This is a genomic window from Pseudolactococcus hodotermopsidis, from assembly GCF_011170085.1.
GTDB classification, from domain to species: domain Bacteria; phylum Bacillota; class Bacilli; order Lactobacillales; family Streptococcaceae; genus Pseudolactococcus; species Pseudolactococcus hodotermopsidis.
Window position 1 is genome coordinate 1 of the sequence record NZ_BLLI01000025.1, and the last position, 21,784, is coordinate 21,784.

Consider the following 21,784-nt stretch of genomic DNA (forward strand, 5'->3'; position numbering starts at 1 on the left):
AATTTTCTACGAAAGTTTGCGCCTTGGGCGCACCGCTTTTTAGTATCATGCTTTTATTTGAACTTCAAGCTAACTTTCTAGGAAAATAGACGTTTTGTCCGCACGAGCTATGCTCGCTTACGGCAAAACACTAATTTTCTACGAAAGTTTGCGCCTTGGGCGCACCGCTTTTTAGTATCATGCTTTTATTTGAACTTCAAGCTAACTTTCTAGGAAAATAGACGTTTTGTCCGCACGAGCTATGCTCGCTTACGGCAAACCCCTAATTTTCTAAGAAAGTTTGCGACTCTGTCGCACCACTTTTTAGTATCATGGTTTTATTTGAACTTCAAGCTAACTTTCTAGGAAAATAGACGTTTTGTCCGCACGAGCTATGCTCGCTTACGGCAAACCCCTAATTTTCTACGAAAGTTTGCGCCTTGGGCGCACCGTTTTTTAGTATCATGGTTTTTCGATAAAATGACTTTCTTTAATTTTACACTAAATGCTGATAAAAGTCGCATAATTTTGAAAAATGATGACATTTGTCATCACAATAACTGACAAAGGACACTTATTTTGTGTGTTGAACCAGTGTATAATAATCGTATAGCGTTAAGAAAGGAAATTACACATGATACATATTGAAAATTTGGTTAAGCGTTATGGCAATAATTTGGCGCTAGACCACTTAAATTTGGACATTCAAGAGGGGGAGGTATTTGGTCTGCTTGGGCCGAATGGTTCTGGGAAAACGACGATGATAAATTGTCTACTGGCGCTTTTAAAATATGACAAGGGAGACATCACGATTTTTGGTAAACCAATGCGGGTTGATAGCTATGATATTAAGCAGGAAATCGGTATTGTTCTGCAAAATGTTGCTGTTTTTGACACACTGACTGTTTATGAAAATATTGACTATTTTTGTGGTTTATATATCCCAAATAAAACGCAAAGAAAACGTTATGTTGAGGAGGCAATCGAGTTTGTTGGCTTAGAGAATTATGTCAAGCAACGTCCAAAAAAACTCTCAGGTGGCTTACTTCGTCGTCTCAATATTGCGTGTGGCATTGCGCATAAACCTAAGCTGATTATCCTTGATGAGCCAACGGTTGCAGTTGATCCGCAAAGCCGAAATAATATTTTAGAGGGCATTCAAAAATTGAATGCCGAAGGCTCGACGATTATTTATACATCGCATTATATGGAAGAAGTCGAGCAAATTTGTAGCCGAATTGCGATTATTGACCATGGGCGCGTGATAGCACAAGGGACGAGCGAGGAATTGAAAGGCTTGCTGAAAATTGGCGAAACGATTAAGATTGATCAGATTATATTAGAAGAAAATGATTTGGCGTTGCTGAACAGTTTGCCCCATGTTTTTGATTTGACCTATGATTTTCAAATGCTTGAGATTCGTTGTACAGGAGATAAGCACAATCTCGTTCGGATATTAGACCATTTGCAAGCTTGCGATATTACTTTTGGGCGCGTTTTGTCGGAATTACCGACCTTAAACGATGTTTTCTTGGAAATAACTGGTAAACAACTGCGAGATTAGAAACCATGATACTAAAAAGCGATGCGCCGTAGGCGCAAATTTTCCTAGAAAATTAGCTTTAAGTTCAAATTATAAGGAGAAGAAATGGCGCATTTATTAAAATACCGTTTGTTACAAACCATTCGGGAAAGGCGAGTCTTATTTTGGACACTTTTTTTCCCGCTTTTGCTCGGCACTTGTTTTTATTTCGCTTTTGGTCATTTGGCAAAAAATAGTGAGATGACAACAGAAATTCCCGTTGCGATTGTTGAAAAAAACACTAACACAGCCAATCAAAAAAGTCAGTCAGCAAGAGAATTTCTATTGAAAATGGCAGATGAACAGCTCATCACAATCAAGCCATTCAAAAATCAGAAAAGTGCTGAAAAAGCGCTTGACGATGGTAAAATCAGTGGCATTTTCTATCTAGGCGATTCCCTCAAATTAACCGTCACCAAAATTGATTTAGAGACTAGTATTTTAAATACGGTCTTTGAAAGTTATCATAAAACATCAGCTATGATGACAGATATTGCGACCGATTATCCAGATAAATTGCCACTAGCAACTCAAAGTCTTTCTAACGCTAAAACAGCAGTAAAAACCGTTTTACCGAGTGGCAAAACGACCAATAATTTCGTGCAATATTTCTTTGCCTTGATTGCTTATGCCTGTTTGTCAGGCATGTATCTGGGCGTTAAGACGACCTTTGATTCCCAAGCCAATCTATCAGCTTTGGGCGCTCGGCGCAGTAGTAGTCCCACACACAAGTTGAAACTGATTTTGGTTGACTTTATTGTCATGTTCGTTGTTGATTTTATTAGTGTTCTCTTGCTCGTTTGCTATGTGATCAAGGGCATGCAGATCAGTTTAGGCGACAGTCTCGTAGGACTGATTGCCACCGTTGCTATGGGCTGTACGATTGGTGTTTCTTTGGGTATGGTTGTCGGCGCCTCAAATAAAGGGTCGATTGATATGAAAATGAGCTTGAGCGTGCTTTTTACCTTGCTACCGTCATTTCTAGCGGGGCTGATGTTCAACAGCATGAGCTTTATTATCGAGAAATTTTGCCCGATTATCAACCGTCTAAACCCTGCTGCAGTACTGGCTGATGCCTTTTATTGCTTGCGCGTTTATGATAATCCGAGCCGTTATATGCGAGATATGTTGCTTTTGGGGACAATGAGTGTGATTTTTATCACATTATCCTTTATTTTGCTTAGGAGGGAACGTTATGACAGTCTTTAAAGGATTTATGCTACTTTTCAAAAGGAATATTGCGCCCGCTCTCCTCTATCTCCTTATTTTTATCGGCATGGCAATCATGAGCCAAGCAGCAGGCGTTAGCAACTCGCAAATGGAAAGTTTCAAATCTGAAAAAATCAGAATTGCCCTTGTTGACAAGGACCAGTCAACCCTTTCAAAAAGTTTAGTAACCTATCTTGAAATGACACAAGAAGTGGTAGACGGGCTAGAGTTGACGAGCAAGGCTAAGATTCAAGAGACCATTTATTATCGGGAAGTTTACTGTGTGATTCAGATTCCCAAAGGTTTTGAACAAGATTATCTAAATAAGCAAATACCGCTAAAAATCATAGAGTCGTCGGAAAATGAGAGTCTTTATGTGACCAATCAAGTCAACACTTTTTTAAATGATGTTAATATTTTATACAAAAGTGGCTATACGGTTGCCAAAGCCGTTGAAAAAGTCAAAAATTACGAGAAAAATGAGGCAGCCATTACCCTCAAAGCGACAAATAAAAATGGTGGCAAACTATCAAATCACAGCAGTCTTTTTCAAATCATGCCATTTGTCATGATTTCAATGAGTGCTTTTAGCGTTGGTATGATTTTGATTCTTTACGAAGATAGCGATAGAAAGCGCCGAATCTTGTGTGCGCCAGTCTCTTACCGTTCAATGAACAAGCAACTTATGCTTGGTGTTGGCGTGATTGGTAGCGGGCTTTGGCTACTTTGTGCGGTCATTTTACCCCTAGTTTTGAACGGCAAAAGCTTTTTAGTTGATGCTAACTTGCCTTATTATCTGCTAAATCTGGCTTTACTCACGCTCGTTTGCTTGTCGCTTTCGTTTTTGCTGAGTAAACTCATCAAAAGACCAGAAATTATTAGCAATATTGTCAATAGTCTAGCGCTTGGCATGAGCTTTTTAGGCGGCGTGTTTATCCCTTTATCCATGCTAAGCACTTCCGTGAAAATGTTTTCAAAATTTCTGCCTGTTTATTGGTACGAAGTGACTAATCAATTGATTGGCTACCATACTAAATTTAATCAAACACAAAGACTTGAGTTGTGTAAGGGCTATGGCATGCAGTTGTTATTTGTCTTAGCATTTCTGAGCCTTGCCATGTTGATTGGGAAATTGCGGGAACAGGAGAATTAAAAGAAAAACATATCGCTAAATTAGCGATATTTATTTTATTTAATTCAAATTTAAAATAAAAGTAACTGAAAATTCATCATCAGTAACAGTCAAACTCAGCTCAGCGTGAATCAATTGGCAAAGTTCTTGGATAATATTTAGCCCTAAACCCGTACTTTTATTTGTCCTAGAGGGTTCGTTGGTTTTGAAACGTTGTAAGAGTAGCTCGGGATTATCAATCGCTGTCCGTAGACCGTTTGAAAAAGTTAAGGTCAGTTGCTTCTTGTCAGAAATCATCACGATTTTTACGAAATCTTCCCCATGATTGATAATATTACCTAGGATATTTTGAAAAATACGCTGTAAAACAACGGTATCAGCGATAACGAATTTATCTTCAGAAAGAAACTGGAAGTTAGGGACAAGCTTATGCTCAGAAAAGGCTTCATAGTAAAGCACAAGGCTTTCACGTAAGAGGCTAGACAGGTTGATACGCTCCAAATTCAGGGAAATATTTTTCTCCTGAATCAAGTTGTAAGTCATGAGATAATCAAGATATTGCTTGATTGAGGTCAGACTGCTAGCTATTTTACCGACGATTTCAGGATTTTCAGGACTTTCAGTTCGTAAAAGCAGTTGTGTGTAGCCCGAGGCGACAGTCAGCGGCGTTTTTAGGTCATGTGTGAGGTTCGTCAGCAATTCATGGAGCGACTTATCTTTGGCAATCTGTTCGCGATAAAACTGCTTATTTTTACGGATAAGATGATTATTTTCGTCAAGTAACTCACGAATCAACTTGATTTTAGAAGCTGATGTCAGCTCAGCGTTTGTCTCTTTGTCAGAAATAAAGTGAAGTTGGCGCGTGAGGTGTCGTATTTCTAGCAATAAAAAAACCAGATATAAGGCAAGGAGAAAGGCGATTGTGGCAATGATGATTGTTATCATGTGTCAGCCCCTTTAGCAAGCCTAACACCCATGCCCCAGACTGTTTCGATATAATCTGTATGAGGATCGGCAACCTTTAATTTTTTGCGCAAACTGCTTAGATGAACGTTGAGCGTATTTTCGCCACCCAAATAGCTCTCATGCCAGACACGTTCGTAAAGCGTTTCTTTGGTAAAAATCTTGCTCGGATTATTGATGAGTAAGGCCATGATTTGATACTCTTTGTGCGCAATAACAAGTGTTTCATCGCCGATTTTTAGCTCAAAATTGTCAGGAATCAAGGTCATATTTTTATAAGTAAATGTCTGAGTCGTTTCTAGTGCGCGTGTTGCTTTGCGAATCTGAACATCAATTCGAGCCTGTAACTCCTCAATATTAAAAGGTTTTGTGATATAGTCATCTGCCCCATTTTTGAGCAATTCAACAATTTTCGCTTTGTCATCAATTGCTGTCGTGATAATAATTGGGACGTTGCTGGTTTTGCGAATTGTCGTTAAAATACTCTCGCCAGTTACACCAGGTAACATCAAATCAAGTAAAATCAAGTCAAATTGTGAGTGTTCAGCAAGCAAAAGTGCCTCAGCTCCAGAATTGGCAATCGTCAACTGGTGGTCATTTTTCAATAGAAGTTCCAAAAGTTGACAGATATTGAGGTCATCTTCCACGATTAATAAATTAGCCATAGTCCAAACTTTCTTTTTATTTTGGTTAAATCAATTATACCACGCTTTGAGCGATTGTTGCGTTTTAAAATTGAGATAAAAAATCATACGATTATTTCTTTAAATATTTCAAAAAACACAAAATTCCCTAAAAATTTGGTATAATACAACTATGAAAATCATAGAAAAATATGTTGCATTTGACTTGGAATTTAACACCGTGGATACTGTTGAGCATCTGATTCAGGTGTCGGCGGTCATTTTTGATAAAGGTGATGAGACTGCCGATTTTGATTCTTTTGTTTACTCAAGTGTCCCACTTAACTCTTTTGTTGTCGGCTTGACGGGCATTACTCAGGAGAAAGTCATGACAGCACCAAAAGCTGTGGCAGTCATGACAGAGTTGAAAAATTTCGTTGGCGATTTGCCTGTTATTGGCTACAATTCTCACAAGTCAGATTTGCCGATTTTGCTTGAAAATGGGCTTGATTTATCTGAAAATTATGCGTTAGATGTTTACGAAATTGCTGACAGCATGCGTGATAATAAACTTCACGGTATCAAAAACTTTCAGCTCAAAACCTTGGCAAGTTTTTTCAATGTTGCTGAAAAAAATGCACATAATGCTCTGGCTGATGCTAGAATGACGGCACGCGTTTATGAGGCGATGAAGGAAACGCAAGAGGCGGAGAAACTCATGGCTCAGCAAAATAAAAAAGAGCCTAATGCAAGTGATAACCCCTTTGCCAGCTTAGCGGGCTTGTTTTAAAACCGAATAATTGGAATTAAAGTGTCCGTGATTTCTTGCGGACTTTCTTTTTTGCCACGAGAAATCCAAAGTTGTACCATGCCAAAAATGGCGTGCGAAAAATAAGTTGTTCGATAGTCAAGATTGACTTTATCAAGCGATTGACGCCCAAAATGTGGATGAATGACAGTCGTTAATAAACTTTTGAGTTTTTGACGTAGGAAAATGTGAATTTCGCGCGTGCCATTTTCAGAAAGAAGTGCAGACAAAACAGATTCCTTAGCCAAAAACTCGAAAATCTCATAAATTGCTGCGCGCCAATCTTTGCTATGTCTATCAAAAATGTATTCAACTTCGGTGAAAAAAATCCTCTGATAAGTGTCAATCATCTCGTATTTATCTTGATAATGCGTATAAAAACTCGAACGACTGATACCAGCGCGCTTGACCAATTCTGTTGTGGTAATCTGGTCAAAGCTCTTTTCTTTGAGTAAATCGCTCATTGCTTGTTCAATTGCTCGTCGTGTTTTAGTGATTCGGATGTCGGTCATTTAAAATGAAAACCCTTTCTTATACAAATGTGGACACAATGTCCATTTTGACGTGTGAAATTCTTGCTATATCTACAATAAGTATTATAATAAAAAATATCATTAAAGACAAGCTGTCTAAAGTATAAAAAACATGATGCTGAAAGTGGTGCGACGAAATCGTAAACTTTCGTAGAAAATTAGCCTGAAGCTCAAATGAAGGAGATATTATGATAAAAAAAGAATGGCAAGCTATTTTGAAGAATAAATTATTTATTGGGATTATGATAGCACTGGCATTTATTCCTGCGCTTTACAATATCATTTTTCTATCGTCTATGTGGGATCCTTATGGCAAGATTCAAGATTTGCCAGTTGCGGTTATCAATCTTGACAAATCAGCGACCTTGAACGGAAAAACAGTCAATCTTGGCGATGATTTAGTTGAAAAATTAGCCAAAAATAAGGCCTTAGATTATCATTTTGTGTCAGAAGAAAAAGCAACGTCAGGTATAAAATCTGGCAAATATTTCATGGTAATTACCTTGCCAAGTGATTTTTCTAAAAATGCAACGACCTTGTTAGACGTTTCAGCAAAACCTGCTAAAATTGCGTATCAAACGACGAAAGGTCACAACTTCATTTCAGCTAAAATGAGTGAATCTGCCATGGAAAAGCTGAAAGCGGAAGTTGCAAGTAATGTGACAGCGACTTACACCTCTGAGATATTCGACAAGTTTGGCACACTCAAAACGGGAATGAGTGAGGCTGCTGACGGCAGTCAAAAATTGACAGATGGCGCAAGTCAGCTTGTGTCTGGTAGTCAAACTTTGACAACGGGGTTAGACACGCTTGCTAAGTCAACCGTTGAATTTTCTGACGGTACGAAAACCTTGTCAAGCGCGCTCAAACAGTATACGGACGGCACAGCGAAAGTGGCAAATGGTTTATCTCAAGCCAATAGTCAATCAGTTGACTTGATGACAGGTTTGACTACTTTTTCACAAAAAACAAGCGAGGTAGAAGCCCTAGTTGACGGTACAGCTCAATTAAACGCTGGACTGACAACTTTATCAAACCAAACAGCTTTGTCAGATGAGGAAAAAGCTCAAATTGCGCAACTTCAAACAGGATTGACAAGTCTCAACACGGCAATCCAAAATTTTAATACGGCAAATCAAGCACCGTCAGAATTGTCAGCTATCACAGGACTTCTGACAGCGATTGCGACAAATGCGACGACGATTATTGCTAGTAATCAAGCACAAGAAACTGCGCAAATTGCAGCTTTGCAGGCAACGTCAGCCTATCAATCTCTGACTTCTGAGCAACAAGCTGAGCTAAAATCAGCGTTCACGTCAACTTCTTCAGAGGTAACAAGTCAAGCCACGCAAACGTTGCAGTCGGTACAAAATCTTCAGACTGTATTGAGCGAAATCGCAAATAAGCAAGCGCAAAGCCAAGCAGCAACGGCGCAACTCGCCGCCGCCGCCACGCAAGTTTTGCCAACGGGTTCACAAGCGCTTGATACGCTATCATCAGGTATGAACGCAGTCAACGCCGCTCTCAGCACACAGATTATGCCTGCAAGTGCGCAACTCGCTATCGGTACGCAAGAACTTAACACTGCTTTGACAGCGGGTCTTGGGCAGCTATCAACAGGTGTCGCACAGTTTTCTGGTGCAATTTCACAGTTAAATGACGGGGCAAGTCAGTTAAATAACAATTCAGCGACCTTGTTGTCTGGTGGCGATAAACTGACAACGAGTGCAACTCAGCTCACATCAGGCACAAGCCAGTTGGCAAGCGGTGGTAAACAACTTGACTCAGCTTTGACTACACTCCAAAGCGGCTCAGCTACGCTTAGTCAATCGCTCAAAGCGGCTGAAGCGCAACTCAGCCAGCAAAATCTGACGAAAACTGCTAGTAAAGTAATCAGCCAACCTATCAAACTCAGCCATAAAGATACTGATAATGCGAGCGCAAACGGCGTTGGTATGGCGCCTTATATGATTGCAGTCGCGCTTTTTGTCGGCGCCTTGTCTACTAATATGCTAATTGGTACTTCTTTGTCTGGTGGCAAGCATAAAAATCGTCTGGATTGGTTTCTTGGCAAGCTCGCAACCAATGGTGTCATAGCTATTGCGCAAGCAATTTTGGTCAATGTTGCCGTGCATTTGCTCGGACTTAGCGCCAATCATGAGCTTGAAACATTTTTCTTCATTATCTTGATTTCCCTTGCCTTCATGGCACTTGCAACGTTCCTTAACACAGCTTTTGGCAAGCCTGGTGCTTTCATTGTGCTGATTCTGCTACTTTTGCAGTTGGCGTCTAGCGCTGGGACTTATCCGCTTGCTTTGACTGACAAATTTTTCCAAACACTCAATCCATGGTTGCCGATGACTTACGCAGTTTCTGGGCTTAGACAAGTCATTAGCCTATCTGGAAATGTAGCGGTACAAGCAAGTATCCTTATCCTAGTTGCGATTTTCTTTGCTATCTTGACACCATTTACTGTTAAAAATGTGACGAAGAATGTTTGATAATAGCATTCAAAAAGCAAAATCGTTAGCTTAGATTTTACTTGTTCAAGTCATAATAACATTTCTTGTAATTGTCGTGCGACACCGTCCTCATCATTTGTCCATTTTAGTTGTTGGTCAGCATGAGGGAGTAAAGTTGCGCTGGCGTTTTTCATCGCGTAGCCTGTACCTGCGAATTTAATCATTTCGATGTCATTGTGTTCATCACCAAAGGCAATCAAATCAGAGCGTTCTTGTTTGTTGATTTTTAGCAGATGTTTAAGTGCGCTCGCTTTACTGACACCTTTTGGTACGACTTCAAGAATACCGTTTGGTCCACCCCAAGCGCTGACATTGACTTGATTCTTAAAATGTTCATCCATTTTATCGGCGAGGCTGATTTTATCTGTGATGCGTGTTTGGAGTAAAACAGCGTTAGGGTTAGCATTGAGTTTTTCAATTTTTAGCTGATGATGCGGCAAAAAACTCTCAACGCCAAAGATGCCTGGATCCGCTTTATCAAGTGCATTGATAAAAAATTTACGACGATACTCAGCAGCTAGAAAATCAAGTTTAAAAGTATGTTGGTGTTTAATCAAATCGAAAATTAAAGCCTTGTCAATGTGTTTGGAAACAGTGTGCGCCCATTTTTGATTGGGGATACTTGTCATGCCGCCGTTGAAATTAATCATCGGACTTTCAAGCCCAAGTTCTTGGTAAATGTCAATTGCCATACGATAAGGACGCCCAGTTGCGATGACAATTTGGTGTCCTTTTTGTTCAACCTTTTTAAAAATTGCTTTGGTGTAATCTGAGATAGTCACACCATCAGAATGTAAAGTTGTCCCATCAAGGTCAATAGCAATCAGTTTTTTCTCTGTCATGATATAATATATTGAGTTTTGATAACTCAGCCTTTCTAAATTAGCGTTTTTGTCTATTATAACATTTTTACGTCAAAAGGACAGTCATTATAGAAATCCGAACATTTAGCGTGAAAATAGCTTGAAAAGCTAAAATTAACTTGCAAGACCATGTGTGATACTTTAAAATGATAAAGTACTTAAAATTTATTTATTAAAAAGAAGAGGTTTTATTTTGGACAAGTTTTTCAAACTGAAAGAAAGTGGTACAACAGTCAGCCGTGAAATTATGGCAGGTTTGACGACATTTTTTGCCATGAGCTACATTTTGTTTGTCAATCCGTCAATTCTTTCGCAAACAGGTATGAAATATCAAGCGGTATTTCTCGCGACAATTATTTCAGCTGTTATTGGTACATTGATTATGGGACTTTTTGCAAATGTTCCTTATGCACAAGCACCTGGTATGGGGCTTAACGCTTTCTTTACCTTTACAGTCGTTTTTGGACTTGGTTATTCTTGGCAAGAGGCACTTGCCATGGTTTTCATTTGTGGCATGATTAACATCTTGATTACGGTTACAAAGATTCGGAAGCTGATTATCAAAGCGATTCCTGAAAGTTTGCAGCATGCGATTGGTGGTGGTATCGGTGTTTTTATCGCCTATGTTGGGATAAAAAATGCGGGTCTTTTGAAGTTTACCTCTGATCCTGGGACTTACACAGTTCTTGGTAAAGGTGCTGATAAAGGCAAAGCAACGATTGAAGCGACTTCAAGCGCTGTACCTGGATTGGTTAATTTTACCTCGCCAGCTGTACTTGTTGCGATTTTGGGCATTGTAATCACAGCTGTTTTGGTTGTGCGAAATGTTAAGGGAGCGATTCTGATTTCGATTGTTTCGACAACAGTGCTTGCAATTATTTTTGGTGTGGTTGACCTTGGAACGATTGACTTCAAAGCTAATTCTCTTGGATCAGCGATGAATGACCTTGGCCAAACTTTTGGTGCTGCTTTTAGCCATAAAGGGATGGGGGCTTTGTTTTCTGACTCTGAGAAAATTCCTCAAGTTTTGATGACTATTTTGGCATTTTCATTGTCAGATACCTTTGATACAATCGGTACCTTTATCGGGACTGGTCGTCGTTCAGGCATTTTCTCAGAAGAAGATGAAAAATCTTTGGAAAATGGTTCAGGATTCTCATCTAAGATGGACAAAGCCTTGTTTGCAGATGCCACAGCAACATCAATCGGTGCGATTTTCGGCACATCAAATACAACGACTTATGTTGAGTCAGCAGCGGGGATTGGCGCTGGCGGGCGAACAGGTTTGACATCTGTCGTTACAGCGATTTGTTTCCTCTTGTCATCAGTTTTTCTACCATTTATTTCAATCGTACCAAGCGCTGCGACAGCGCCAGTTTTGATTATTGTTGGTGTCATGATGCTAGCCTCTTTCAAGGAAATTGACTGGACAGATCTCGAAGTGGCGATTCCAGCTTTCTTTGCGTCAATTTTCATGGGAATTGCTTACAGTATCTCTTACGGTATTGCGGCTGGTTTTATCTTCTTTACAGTTGTTAAACTCGCCAAAGGTAAAGCCAATGAAATTAGTCCTGTTATTTGGGTTGTGAATGTGTTATTTATTATTAACTTTGTGATTTTGGCGATGATGTAATTTTTTTGAGGCGTTAATTGCTTTTTGGGATATACTTTGATATAATAATCCTATGAAAAGAAAAATAATACAACGCAAATGGGCATTAGGGATGGCATTATTTACTTTAATTGTTGCAATTCCCAAGTTTTTAAAAGGACCAAATGGAACAGGTGCTTATGCTTCAGGTGAATTATTTGGTACCTTTATGCTACCAATAATCTTTTTTGGTCTAGCATTTGTCAAAAAGAAAGAGAAATAAGGGATTGAAAATCAAATCACTTTTGATATGTAAACAATGTTTTATTTTCGTAAAACACTTGTAAACTGTTACAGGTGTTTTTTGATATAATTAAAACTAGGAAGAGATGGCTAGTATTTAAAAAGAAAGTAGGTCATGTTTTGGCTTTAACAAATAGAAAAGACACGCGTGCGGTACGCGTTGGCGATATTGTGATTGGCGGGCGTAACAAGGTAATTTTACAGTCCATGTGTACGACTAAAACGCAGGATGTGGCAGCGACCGTGGCGCAAATTAATGCACTTGAAGCCGCGGGCTGTCAGCTGATTCGTGTGGCAGTGCCTGATATGACGGCGGCGCTTGCACTTGCAGACATTAAGGCGCAGATTAATATACCTTTGGTTGCGGATATTCACTTTGATTACCGTTTGGCGCTCCAAGCGATTGAGTCGGGTGTGGATAAAATTCGGATTAATCCTGGTAATATTGGTCGTAAAGATCGAGTTGAAAAGGTTGTCGAGGCTTGTAAAGCTAAAAATATTCCGATTCGGATTGGGATAAATGCTGGTAGTCTTGAAAAACAATTTCTAAAAAAATATGGTTATCCAACAGCCCAAGGGATGTTAGAGTCAGCAAAAGAACATGTTAGGATTCTTGAAGAGCTTGATTTTTATGACATTATCATTTCGATGAAAGCCTCTAATGTTGGTATGGCGCTTGAAGCCTACACGCTTGCAGCAGAAGAATTTGACTATCCGCTACATCTTGGCATTACCGAGTCTGGTCCACTATTTTCAGGCTCAGTCAAGTCGGCTGCGGGAATGGGCGCAATTTTGTCGCTCGGCATTGGCGATACGATGCGAATTTCTCTGTCAGCTGATCCAGTTGAAGAAATCAAGGTTGGTCGTGAGATTCTCAAATCTTTTGGTTTGATTGACAATGCTGCGACACTGATTTCTTGTCCAACTTGTGGGCGAATTGAGATTGACTTGATTCCAGTTGCCGAGGAGCTTGAGGCTTATATTTCTGAAATTAAAGCACCGATTACCGTGGCAATCATGGGTTGTGGTGTTAATGGTCCAGGCGAGGCGCGTGGTGCAGACATTGGTCTTGCAGGTGGTGCAGGAAAAGCCATGCTCTTTAAAAAAGGCAAAATCGTCAAAACAGTTGACGAGGCAGTCATGTTAGCGGAATTTAAAGCCGAAATTGATGCCATGTATCGGCTTTTCAAGGAGACAGGGAAATTGCACGAAGAAATTGAAGATGAAGAAATAAGTAAATGATGTCAATACCGCTGATTTGTATGTTCGTAAGTAGTTTAATGACTGTTGTTGCGCTGTTTTATACATCTGGTAAAGTGAAGCGGAAATTCGTAGCCTAAAAACGGGCGCGTGCTTGATTTTTCTGATTTTGGCATTTGTGTTGTTAGCCTTATCAGTGCTTGTGATGGTGTTACTATACTCAATTCGCAAAGCCCAAGTGGTAAAGTACTAAGGTACGTTGTATGTGGCTACCCTCATATAGAGGCAACCTTAGTTGCCATCAGCCAAACGATGAAGTGACGAATCTAGTCAAAAGTGTTTTGGTTTTATAGTGAATTGAGTATCTACTTGATTGACTTTTTAAAGTTGGGTAAATAATGATAAAAGTGGCGAGTTTTCCTTTTACAGTTAATCAGATAAAAAATAAATAATGACCTTAAATCCGAACGATTCCCTTGATTTTTACGAAAATCAAGGGAATTTTCTGTATTTTCACAGGTAATCAGCGTAAAATGGAACTATATTCAAAAATGATTGCAAAACCAGTGTAAGATTTCGAGCTAGTGAGCCGATTTGTAATTATTTTAATCAAATTATAAAAATAGATAGGTGTAAAATGACTTACAAACTAAAATCTTTAAATGAGGAATGTGGCTTGTTTGGTGTCTGGGGACACCCTGAGGCGGCTAGACTTACTTATTTTGGCTTGCATGCCTTGCAACACCGTGGGCAAGAGGGTGCAGGAATCATCTCGAATGATAAAGGCAAGCTCAAGGGGCATAGAAATTTAGGGCTTTTATCGGAAGTTTTTAAAGATGAAAAAGATTTGGAGAAATTGTCAGGTTCGGCTGCGATTGGTCACGTTCGTTATGCAACGGCAGGTTCGGCATCAATTGACAATGTGCAACCTTTTTTGTTCAATTTTTATGACGGACAATTTGGTCTTTGCCACAATGGTAATCTGACCAATACCCGAACATTAAAAAAAGATCTGGAATCAAAAGGTGCGATTTTCCACAGTAATTCGGATACGGAAATTCTTATGCACCTGATTCGCCGTGGCTTTTCGTCTGAGCTTATGGATAATGTCAAGGCGGCACTCAATACCGTCAAAGGCGGTTTTGCCTACCTTCTCATGACTGAGAACAAAATCATTGCGGCGCTCGATCCCAATGGTTTTCGACCGCTTTCGATTGGTAAGCTCGCAAATGGTGCTTATGTCATTGCCAGTGAAACTTGTGCGCTTGATGTTGTGGGGGCGACTTTTGTCCAAGACGTTCTGCCAGGCCAAGTCGTTGTCATTGATGATGACGGCGTGCAGGTGGACACTTATACAAATGATGTTGATTTGAAAATTTGTAGCATGGAATTTATCTATTTTGCGCGTCCCGATAGCAATATCTACGGGGTCAATATTCATACAGCACGTAAAAATATGGGACGGATTTTAGCGCAAGAAAACTTAGATATTCAAGCTGATATTGTTGTTGGTGTCCCCAATTCCTCCTTGTCAGCTGCCTCAGGTTTTGCTGAGGCTTCAGGTCTTCCCTATGAAATGGGCTTGGTCAAAAATCAATATGTCCAACGAACATTTATCCAACCAACCCAAGAACTCCGCGAGCAAGGTGTGCGCATGAAATTGTCGGGTGTGCGTAGTGTTGTTGCCGGCAAGCGCGTGGTTATGGTGGATGATTCGATTGTGCGCGGGACGACGTCGAAACGAATTGTCACGCTGCTCAAAGAGGCGGGAGCGGCGGAGGTTCATGTTGTCATTGCCAGTCCACCGCTTGCCTATCCGTGTTTTTACGGTATTGATATTCAGACCCGCAAGGAGCTGATTGCTGCTAATCATTCAGTTGATGAAATCAATGAAATTATTGGCTCTGATAGTTTGCACTTTCTCTCGATTGATGGCCTCAAAGAAGCAATTGGATTGGGCAATCAGATTTGTACTTCTTACTTTGATGGTGTTTACCCAACACCTTTGTACGATTACACACATGATTATAATTTGGGATTGAAGGAAAAAGTATCGTTTTACTAAAAAAATCGTCAGGATTTGCCTATTCTGGCGATTTTTTGAGATAATAGAAGAATGGATAAAAAACGAATAGAATCAACTGCTTTATTAGTGCTAACTGCCATGATTTGGGGGCTGGCTTTTGTTGCCCAACAAGTTGGAACTGAAAAAATCGGGCCACTGACCTTTATCGCTTTGCGTTATTTGCTCGGCGCACTTGCGGTTGCGCCTTGTCTGTTATTTTTTGCGGAGAAAAAAATCTCAGGTGTCAAGTTGAAAAAATCGTTGATTGCTGGTATTATTTGTGGTGTGATTTTATTTGTCGCAAGTTATTTGCAACAACGTGGTCTGATGATGACGACAGTCGGTAAAGCTGGTTTTATCAGCGCTCTTTATATCATTATCATCCCAATTATCGGGCTTTTTTGGGGCAAAAAAGTCAGTCGCACGATTTGGCTAGCGCTTGCCGTTGCCCTTATCGGCATGTATTTGCTCTGTATGACAGGCAGTCTCAAGGTTGAGATGGGCGATTTTCTTGTTTTGCTCTGTGCGGCTGGTTTTTCCTGTCATATTTTGTCAATTGATCACTTTTTGTCCCATGTTGATGTGATTTATTTATCGGTTGTACAATTTTTAGTCGCAGGTATCTTATCTCTGATTTTTATGATTTTCTTTGAAACGCCAGATATGACAAGCATTTTACAGGCGAAAATACCGATTTTATATACTGGAATTTTGTCGTCAGGCGTTGCCTATACCCTCCAAATCATTGGACAAAAACATGTCAAACCAGTGATTGCCTCACTCATCATGAGTTTAGAATCTGTCTTTTCCCTATTAGCAGGCTTTTTGATTTTAGGCGATACATTGACAAGCCGTGAATTATTGGGGTGTACGCTGATGTTCGTGGCGATTATAATCGCACAAGTGCCAAATAAAAAAATAGCGCAATAAGAACAGAAAAAAACTTCCGAATCTTTCAGAAGTTTGTCAGCTTCACAAAACGATTCCGCCAAATACTTTCGTAAAAAGCAACGGTATCGCTCGCTGTCATAAAGTCATTATTTTTGGTCGTGCTAGCGCCTTGCGCCATGGTCAGCTGATAGCCTAGACCGTGCGCAAATTTCACGGTGCTGTCGACGCAATATTCCGTTTGCGCGCCCCAAATTTCGAGACTGTTAATGCCATTTTCAGTTAATTTTTCCTGTAAAATGTGTCTGATAAAAAGCGTTGGCATGATTTTTGGCAACGAAAATATCCTTTTCGCTGACTTGTAAATCAGAATGTAAGGCCCAGTCTGTCTCGCTTTTGACAAGTTCCTCATCTTCATGTTGCACCTAGATAATCGGCAAATTTTGTCCTCGAAAGTCAGCGATTCGCTGATTAATGCGTGGTATCAGTTTATCTATCTCAAACAAATTGTCACAGACAGCATTTTGTAAATTAATAAAGCAGTTGTCATAGGTCACCCCTATTTCACAAACATGGCATCACCAAAACTAAAGAAACGGTAGTGTTCATCAATGGCGTGTTGATAAGCATTCAGCACAAAGTCACGACCAGCAAAGGCAGAAACGAGCATGACAAGCGTTGATTTGGGCAGATGAAAATTGGTCGAAAAGGCATCGACAACTTGAAATTGGTAGCCGGGTTTGATGAAAATGTTTGTCCAATCGCTATCAGCTTGTACTTTGCCGTCAAATTTTTGTGCCACAGATTCTAGTGTGCGGATAGAAGTTGTTCCGACAGCAATCACACGTTTGCCCGCTGTTTTTGTCGCCTTGATAAGCGTTGCTGTTTCTTCTGGTAACACATAAAATTCACTGTGCATGTCATGGTCTTCAACATTTTCCACGCTGACAGGACGAAAAGTCCCCAAGCCAACATGGAGGGTCACCCAAGCAAGATTCACGCCTTTTGCTTTAATCTGAGCCAAGAGGTCATCCGTAAAATGAAGGCCAGCAGTTGGCGCAGCGGCAGAGCCATTTTCCTTGGCATAAACGGTCTGATAGCGCCCTTGGTCAGCGAGTTTTTCGTGGATATAAGGCGGTAGGGGCATCTCGCCGAGGCTTTCGAGAACCTCAAGAAAAATGCCGTCGTAGCTGAACCTAACAATCCGACCGCCGTGGTCGAGCGTGTCGTCAACAACAAGCGCCGTCAAGCGCCCGTCACCAAACGTGATAACCGTGCCTTTTTTCAGCTTTTTCGCGGGTTTAGCAAGGACTTCCCAGTCGTCAGCAAGCGTATTTTTCAGTAGCAACAGCTCGATATGACCGCCCGTATCGGCTTTTTGACCATGGAGACGAGCGGGCAGAACGCGCGTGTCATTGAGGACGAGGGTGTCACCTGTTTCAAGCTCATCAATTATATCGTAAAAATGCTTGTCTTGCATGGTATGATTGGTTTTGTCAAGTACCAAAAGCCGACTTTCAGAGCGTTTTTCAAGCGGTGTTTGGGCAATCAATTCTTCGGGTAAATTAAAGTTAAAATCGTTAATCTTCATAAGCTAAATTATAACATTTTTATGATATTATTGCTTGACAAAGTTATTAAAAAGCGTTACAATTGGTCTATACCAATGGAAGAAATTAAGTGAAGGAGATTTTCATGAAAGTCATTAAAGTAAAAAATCAACTCGAAGGTGGCAAAATCGCATTTAATATTTTGTCAGAAAAAATTGCTGCGGGTGCGAAAACGTTTGGTTTGGCGACTGGTTCGACACCAGTTGAATTTTACAATCAAATCATCAATAGCGACCTTGATTTTACAGATAAAACGTCCATTAATCTTGATGAATATGTTGGACTTGACGGCTCAGATGAACAGTCTTATCGTTATTTTATGAACCAACATTTGTTCAATGAAAAGCCATTTAAGGCAAACTTTTTGCCAAATGGTAAGGCAGCTGACCTTGAGGCGGAAGTTAAGGCTTATGATGCGATTATTGATGAACATCCGATTGATTTTCAAATTCTCGGTATTGGGCATAATGGTCATATCGGATTCAATGAGCCTGGCACATCGTTTGACGTGACGACGCATGTTGTTGATTTGACAGAAAGCACGATTAGCGCTAACGCCCGCTATTTTGCAAGTGAGGCACATGTGCCAAAACAAGCGATTTCTATGGGAATTGCAAGCATTCTCAAATCTAAAACGCTCGTTCTCATGGCTTGGGGCGAGGGCAAGGCGGAGGCAATCAATGGTATGGTCAACGGCGAGGTCACTGAAAGTCTGCCAGCGTCAGTTCTGCAACAACATGATGATGTGATTGTGATTGTGGATGAGGCGGCTGGGAAGTATTTGAAATAGGCATATTAAACGTTCTGATGAGAATTTCATAAGGACGTTTTTTTATTAAAAAATAGAGGCTGGGACAAAAGTCGAAAATTAGCAGAATTTAGCTAATTATAAAATAGACAAACCGCATAAAATCAACGTTTTCAAAAACGAATTTTATGCGGTTCTTCTATTTTTCATCTAAACATTCAAAACCTTATTCAAAAAGTCTTTCAAGCGTGGATGTTGTGGCTTGTCAAACAACTGATCAGGCGTGCTATCTTCTAAAATCTCGCCACCATCAGTAAATATGACACGATTGGCAACCTTGCGTGCAAAGCCCATTTCATGCGTGACAATTAGCATCGTCATGCCTTCTTTTGCCAAATCTTGCATGACTTTTAGCACATCGCCAACCATTTCTGGGTCAAGCGCCGAAGTTGGCTCATCAAAAAGCATGAGATTGGGATCCATTGCCAATGCCCGTGCGATGGCGACACGTTGCTTTTGCCCACCTGACAACATTTCTGGCATGGCATCAGCCTTATCCTCAAGTCCGACTTTTTTCAGTAGGTCAAGCGCTTTATCATGTGCTTCGGTTTTCGTCATTTTCTTCAGTTCCAAAGGTGCGTAGGTAACATTATCTAACACCGTCATGTTTGGAAAAAGGTTGAATTGCTGGAAAACCATGCCGACTTCTTGGCGAACTTGGTTGAGGTCAGTTTTTTTGTTGGATAAGTCGAAACCGTCAACGATAACTGTTCCTGATGTGATGACCTCAAGTCCGTTCAATGTTCGCAAGAATGTTGACTTGCCAGAACCAGACGGTCCAATGATGCAAGCCACATCTCCCTCGTAAAATTTTGTGGTAATGCCTTTTAAAACTTCATTTTTGCCATAAGATTTGTGCAAATCATTGACATCTATTTTTAATTTTGCCATTATTTCATATTCCTTTCAAGTCTGCGCGCAAAGATTGTCAGTGCAAGAATGACGATAAGATAGATAATCGCAATCAAGCCGTATACTTTAAATGACTGGAAGTTACGAGCAACGATGATTTTCCCAGTTTGTAAGAGCTCAATCAAACCAATTGCCGAGATAATTGTCGTGTCTTTGAGTGAAATGATAAACTGATTGACCAAGCTAGGAATGGTAATCTTAACTGCTTGTGGTAGGATAACACGTTGCATCGTTTTGACATATGACACGCCAAGTGAGCGTGAAGCCTCCATTTGCCCAATCGGAACAGAATTGACCCCGCCGCGCACGATTTCGGCGATATAAGCCGAAGCATTGAGCGTGAGGGCGATAACCCCCGCCGCAAAGTCGTTGAGCGGACTGGTATGACCTGTGAGCGACTCAAGGAGGTTGGGAATGCCGTAGAAGATGAAGATGGCAAGCACCATAAGCGGTACGCCACGCACGAGATCGACATAAACTTTAGTAAAACCACGCAAGAACTTGCTTGGAGAAACGCTAAAGAGACCAAAAATAATCCCGATAATCAAGGCTAGAATAAAGGAAATCATGGTCAAGGAAAGTGTGTAACCAAGCCCTTTGGCGAGTTGCTCCCAGTTATTTTTGATAATGCCAAGCATTGTTGACTCGTCAACTTTATTGTTGTCAGAATCAGTGTCTCCCATATATTTGGCAACGATTTTATCGTAGTCGCCGTTTGTTTTGAGTTTGGCAAGACCAACATTGAACATAGCGATTAACTCAGGATTCTCTCCTTTTTTGACAGCGAAACCGTACTCGCCAATTTTTTCAGGTTCAATCGGTGTGGCGAATTTTTTACCTTGTAAAATGGCGTATTTGACAACAGGTTCATCGTCCATAAAGGCATGGATAGAGCCAGTATTGAGACTTTCGTACATGGTATCGGCTGCATCGAAAACTTTGATTTTATAACCATATTTTTCCTTATTTTTTTCAATAAATTCTTGTGATGCCGTGCCGTTTTTGACACCAATCGTCTTACCTTTCAAATCTTTGTAAGATGTTATATCTTTGGTGGTATCTTTGACGGCAATTGTTGCATTTGCTGTGAAATACGGGTCGGAGAAGTCGAAAACTTTTCGACGTTCATCAGTAATTGACATTCCCGCAATCATGCCGTCGGCTTGCCCAGCTTGCGTTTGGTCAACAGCAGTCTGGAAACCAACGAAGTTCATCGTCACATTGAATTTTTGAGTTTTGGTAATAGCGTTCAGCAAATCAACATCAATGCCAACATATTTTTTGTTAGAATTTTGGAACTCAAACGGTGCAAATAGCGAATCAGAAGCAATTTTATAGTCAGATTTGACTGGTTTAATTGCTTCTGTTTTCTCATTACTAGCCGTATATTTGGCAATAATTGTCTCATAACCACCATTTTCTTTGAGCGTTTTGAGTGCTTTGTTAAAGCCTGCAATTAACTCAGGGTGCGTGCCTTTTTTGACCGCAAAACCATAATTGCCGACAGGTTCAGAAGTCATATTAATCGCCAAATCTTGCCCTTGATTGATAGCGTATTCAAGCACAGGTGCATCGTCCATAACGGCAATGACATCCCCGATTTTCAAGCTATCAAACATCTGCGCCCCTTCATCAAAAGTCTTGATTTTGTAGCCATACTCTTTTTCGTGTTCGCTCAGAAATTTTTGCGAGCCAGTTCCATTTTTAACACCAACTGTTTTGCCTTTAAGTTCATCGTAGCTAGACACTTTGGTATTGCCTTTAGTTGCGATAACGATAGCCGATTGATAGTAAGGATCAGAGAAATCAAAAACTTTTTTGCGCTCATCATTGATTGACATGCCAGCAATCATACCATCTGCTTGGCCAGCACCTAGTTTATCAAGTGCAGCTTGGAAGCCTGGGAATGTTTGGTCAATTTTCCAGCCATTCATATCGGCGATTGTCTGCATGAGGTCAACATCAATTCCGATATAATCTTTTGTTGCTGAATCTTGAAACTCAAATGGGGCATAAGTTGAGTCGCTGACAATTTTAATTGTTTTATCATCAGCATTAACAGAAATAGCTGAAAATAAGCTCCAAAAAAATGTCAATAAGATAAAAAATTTCTTTTTCATGTCTGTTACCTTTCAAATTTTATACTAGCCAATGTTAGATTTTTTAACTTGCTGACTAACATTTTATCATATT

General features: G+C 40.3%; 19 protein-coding genes. 11 read left to right on the forward strand and 8 right to left on the reverse strand.

Annotation, left to right across the window (positions count from 1 at the left end):
- Positions 1-613: 613 nt before the first annotated feature.
- The 3 genes from Hs30E_RS05185 to Hs30E_RS05195 all read left to right on the forward strand — a co-directional run bounded on the left by Hs30E_RS05185 (position 614) and on the right by Hs30E_RS05195 (position 3,923).
- Positions 614-1,543: an ABC transporter ATP-binding protein gene (locus Hs30E_RS05185; RefSeq protein ID WP_172208538.1), complete on the forward strand. Its 930-nt coding sequence runs from the start codon at positions 614-616 to the stop codon at positions 1,541-1,543.
- Positions 1,544-1,627: 84 nt separating this feature from the next.
- A complete protein-coding gene (locus tag Hs30E_RS05190) occupies positions 1,628-2,770 on the forward strand; it encodes an ABC transporter permease (RefSeq protein ID WP_172208539.1) in 1,143 nt (380 codons plus the stop codon).
- Entirely contained in the window at positions 2,757-3,923 is a 1,167-nt protein-coding gene (locus Hs30E_RS05195; protein WP_172208540.1) for an ABC transporter permease, read from the forward strand. The genes Hs30E_RS05190 and Hs30E_RS05195 overlap by 14 nt, the downstream gene beginning before the upstream one ends.
- Before the next feature lie 39 nt (positions 3,924-3,962).
- On the opposite strand, the gene Hs30E_RS05200 is transcribed toward Hs30E_RS05195, so the two are convergent.
- Both Hs30E_RS05200 and Hs30E_RS05205 read right to left on the reverse strand, forming a co-directional pair.
- Positions 3,963-4,847, reverse strand: a complete 885-nt coding sequence (locus tag Hs30E_RS05200) for a sensor histidine kinase (protein WP_172208542.1) — start codon at positions 4,845-4,847, stop codon at positions 3,963-3,965.
- Positions 4,844-5,530: a response regulator transcription factor gene (locus tag Hs30E_RS05205; RefSeq protein WP_172208544.1), complete on the reverse strand. Its 687-nt coding sequence runs from the start codon at positions 5,528-5,530 to the stop codon at positions 4,844-4,846. Before Hs30E_RS05205 ends, Hs30E_RS05200 begins: the two co-directional genes overlap by 4 nt.
- Positions 5,531-5,681: 151 nt before the next feature.
- Here Hs30E_RS05205 and Hs30E_RS05210 point away from each other — a divergent pair, with 151 nt between their 5' ends.
- On the forward strand, positions 5,682-6,278 hold the full coding sequence (locus tag Hs30E_RS05210) for a 3'-5' exonuclease (RefSeq protein WP_172208545.1): 597 nt from the start codon (positions 5,682-5,684) through the stop codon (positions 6,276-6,278).
- Here Hs30E_RS05210 and Hs30E_RS05215 read toward each other — a convergent pair.
- A complete protein-coding gene (locus Hs30E_RS05215; protein ID WP_172208546.1) occupies positions 6,275-6,808 on the reverse strand; it encodes a TetR/AcrR family transcriptional regulator in 534 nt (177 codons plus the stop codon). The genes Hs30E_RS05210 and Hs30E_RS05215 overlap by 4 nt on opposite strands.
- A gap of 209 nt (positions 6,809-7,017) precedes the next feature.
- Between Hs30E_RS05215 and Hs30E_RS05220 the strand changes: the two genes are divergently transcribed.
- Positions 7,018-9,330 (forward strand): YhgE/Pip family protein, encoded by a 2,313-nt coding sequence (locus Hs30E_RS05220; protein ID WP_172208547.1) that lies wholly within the window; start codon positions 7,018-7,020, stop codon positions 9,328-9,330.
- 50 nt (positions 9,331-9,380) lie between these two features.
- Here Hs30E_RS05220 and Hs30E_RS05225 read toward each other — a convergent pair whose 3' ends face one another.
- Positions 9,381-10,193: a Cof-type HAD-IIB family hydrolase gene (locus tag Hs30E_RS05225; RefSeq protein ID WP_172208548.1), complete on the reverse strand. Its 813-nt coding sequence runs from the start codon at positions 10,191-10,193 to the stop codon at positions 9,381-9,383.
- Positions 10,194-10,407: 214 nt separating this feature from the next.
- Between Hs30E_RS05225 and Hs30E_RS05230 the strand changes: the two genes are divergently transcribed.
- The 5 genes from Hs30E_RS05230 (at position 10,408) to Hs30E_RS05250 (ending at position 16,303) form a co-directional block, all read left to right on the forward strand.
- Positions 10,408-11,847: an NCS2 family permease gene (locus Hs30E_RS05230; protein ID WP_172208549.1), complete on the forward strand. Its 1,440-nt coding sequence runs from the start codon at positions 10,408-10,410 to the stop codon at positions 11,845-11,847.
- A gap of 52 nt (positions 11,848-11,899) precedes the next feature.
- Positions 11,900-12,088, forward strand: a complete 189-nt coding sequence (locus Hs30E_RS05235; protein WP_172208550.1) for a hypothetical protein — start codon at positions 11,900-11,902, stop codon at positions 12,086-12,088.
- Between the two features lie 140 nt (positions 12,089-12,228).
- On the forward strand, positions 12,229-13,350 hold the full coding sequence (ispG, locus tag Hs30E_RS05240; protein WP_172208551.1) for a flavodoxin-dependent (E)-4-hydroxy-3-methylbut-2-enyl-diphosphate synthase: 1,122 nt from the start codon (positions 12,229-12,231) through the stop codon (positions 13,348-13,350).
- A gap of 595 nt (positions 13,351-13,945) precedes the next feature.
- Positions 13,946-15,373, forward strand: coding sequence for an amidophosphoribosyltransferase (purF, locus tag Hs30E_RS05245; RefSeq protein ID WP_172208552.1), 1,428 nt, complete (start codon positions 13,946-13,948; stop codon positions 15,371-15,373).
- A gap of 51 nt (positions 15,374-15,424) precedes the next feature.
- The gene (locus Hs30E_RS05250; protein WP_172208554.1) at positions 15,425-16,303 is read left to right on the forward strand and encodes a DMT family transporter; all 879 of its coding nucleotides are present in this window, start codon (positions 15,425-15,427) and stop codon (positions 16,301-16,303) included.
- A 25-nt stretch (positions 16,304-16,328) separates the two neighbouring features.
- On the opposite strand, the gene Hs30E_RS05255 is transcribed toward Hs30E_RS05250, so the two are convergent.
- Together Hs30E_RS05255 and queA are read right to left on the reverse strand one after the other, a co-directional pair.
- Entirely contained in the window at positions 16,329-16,679 is a 351-nt protein-coding gene (locus Hs30E_RS05255) for an isochorismatase family protein (protein ID WP_308780833.1), read from the reverse strand.
- A 141-nt stretch (positions 16,680-16,820) separates the two neighbouring features.
- The gene (queA, locus tag Hs30E_RS05260) at positions 16,821-17,852 is read right to left on the reverse strand and encodes a tRNA preQ1(34) S-adenosylmethionine ribosyltransferase-isomerase QueA (RefSeq protein WP_172208556.1); all 1,032 of its coding nucleotides are present in this window, start codon (positions 17,850-17,852) and stop codon (positions 16,821-16,823) included.
- A gap of 104 nt (positions 17,853-17,956) precedes the next feature.
- Here queA and Hs30E_RS05265 point away from each other — a divergent pair, with 104 nt between their 5' ends.
- Positions 17,957-18,661: a glucosamine-6-phosphate deaminase gene (locus tag Hs30E_RS05265; RefSeq protein ID WP_172208558.1), complete on the forward strand. Its 705-nt coding sequence runs from the start codon at positions 17,957-17,959 to the stop codon at positions 18,659-18,661.
- Between the two features lie 168 nt (positions 18,662-18,829).
- Here the strand turns inward: Hs30E_RS05265 and Hs30E_RS05270 are convergent, their stop codons facing one another.
- Entirely contained in the window at positions 18,830-19,570 is a 741-nt protein-coding gene (locus Hs30E_RS05270) for an amino acid ABC transporter ATP-binding protein (RefSeq protein WP_172208560.1), read from the reverse strand.
- Positions 19,570-21,711, reverse strand: a complete 2,142-nt coding sequence (locus Hs30E_RS05275; RefSeq protein ID WP_172208562.1) for an ABC transporter substrate-binding protein/permease — start codon at positions 21,709-21,711, stop codon at positions 19,570-19,572. The genes Hs30E_RS05270 and Hs30E_RS05275 overlap by 1 nt, the downstream gene beginning before the upstream one ends.
- Positions 21,712-21,784: the final 73 nt, after the last annotated feature.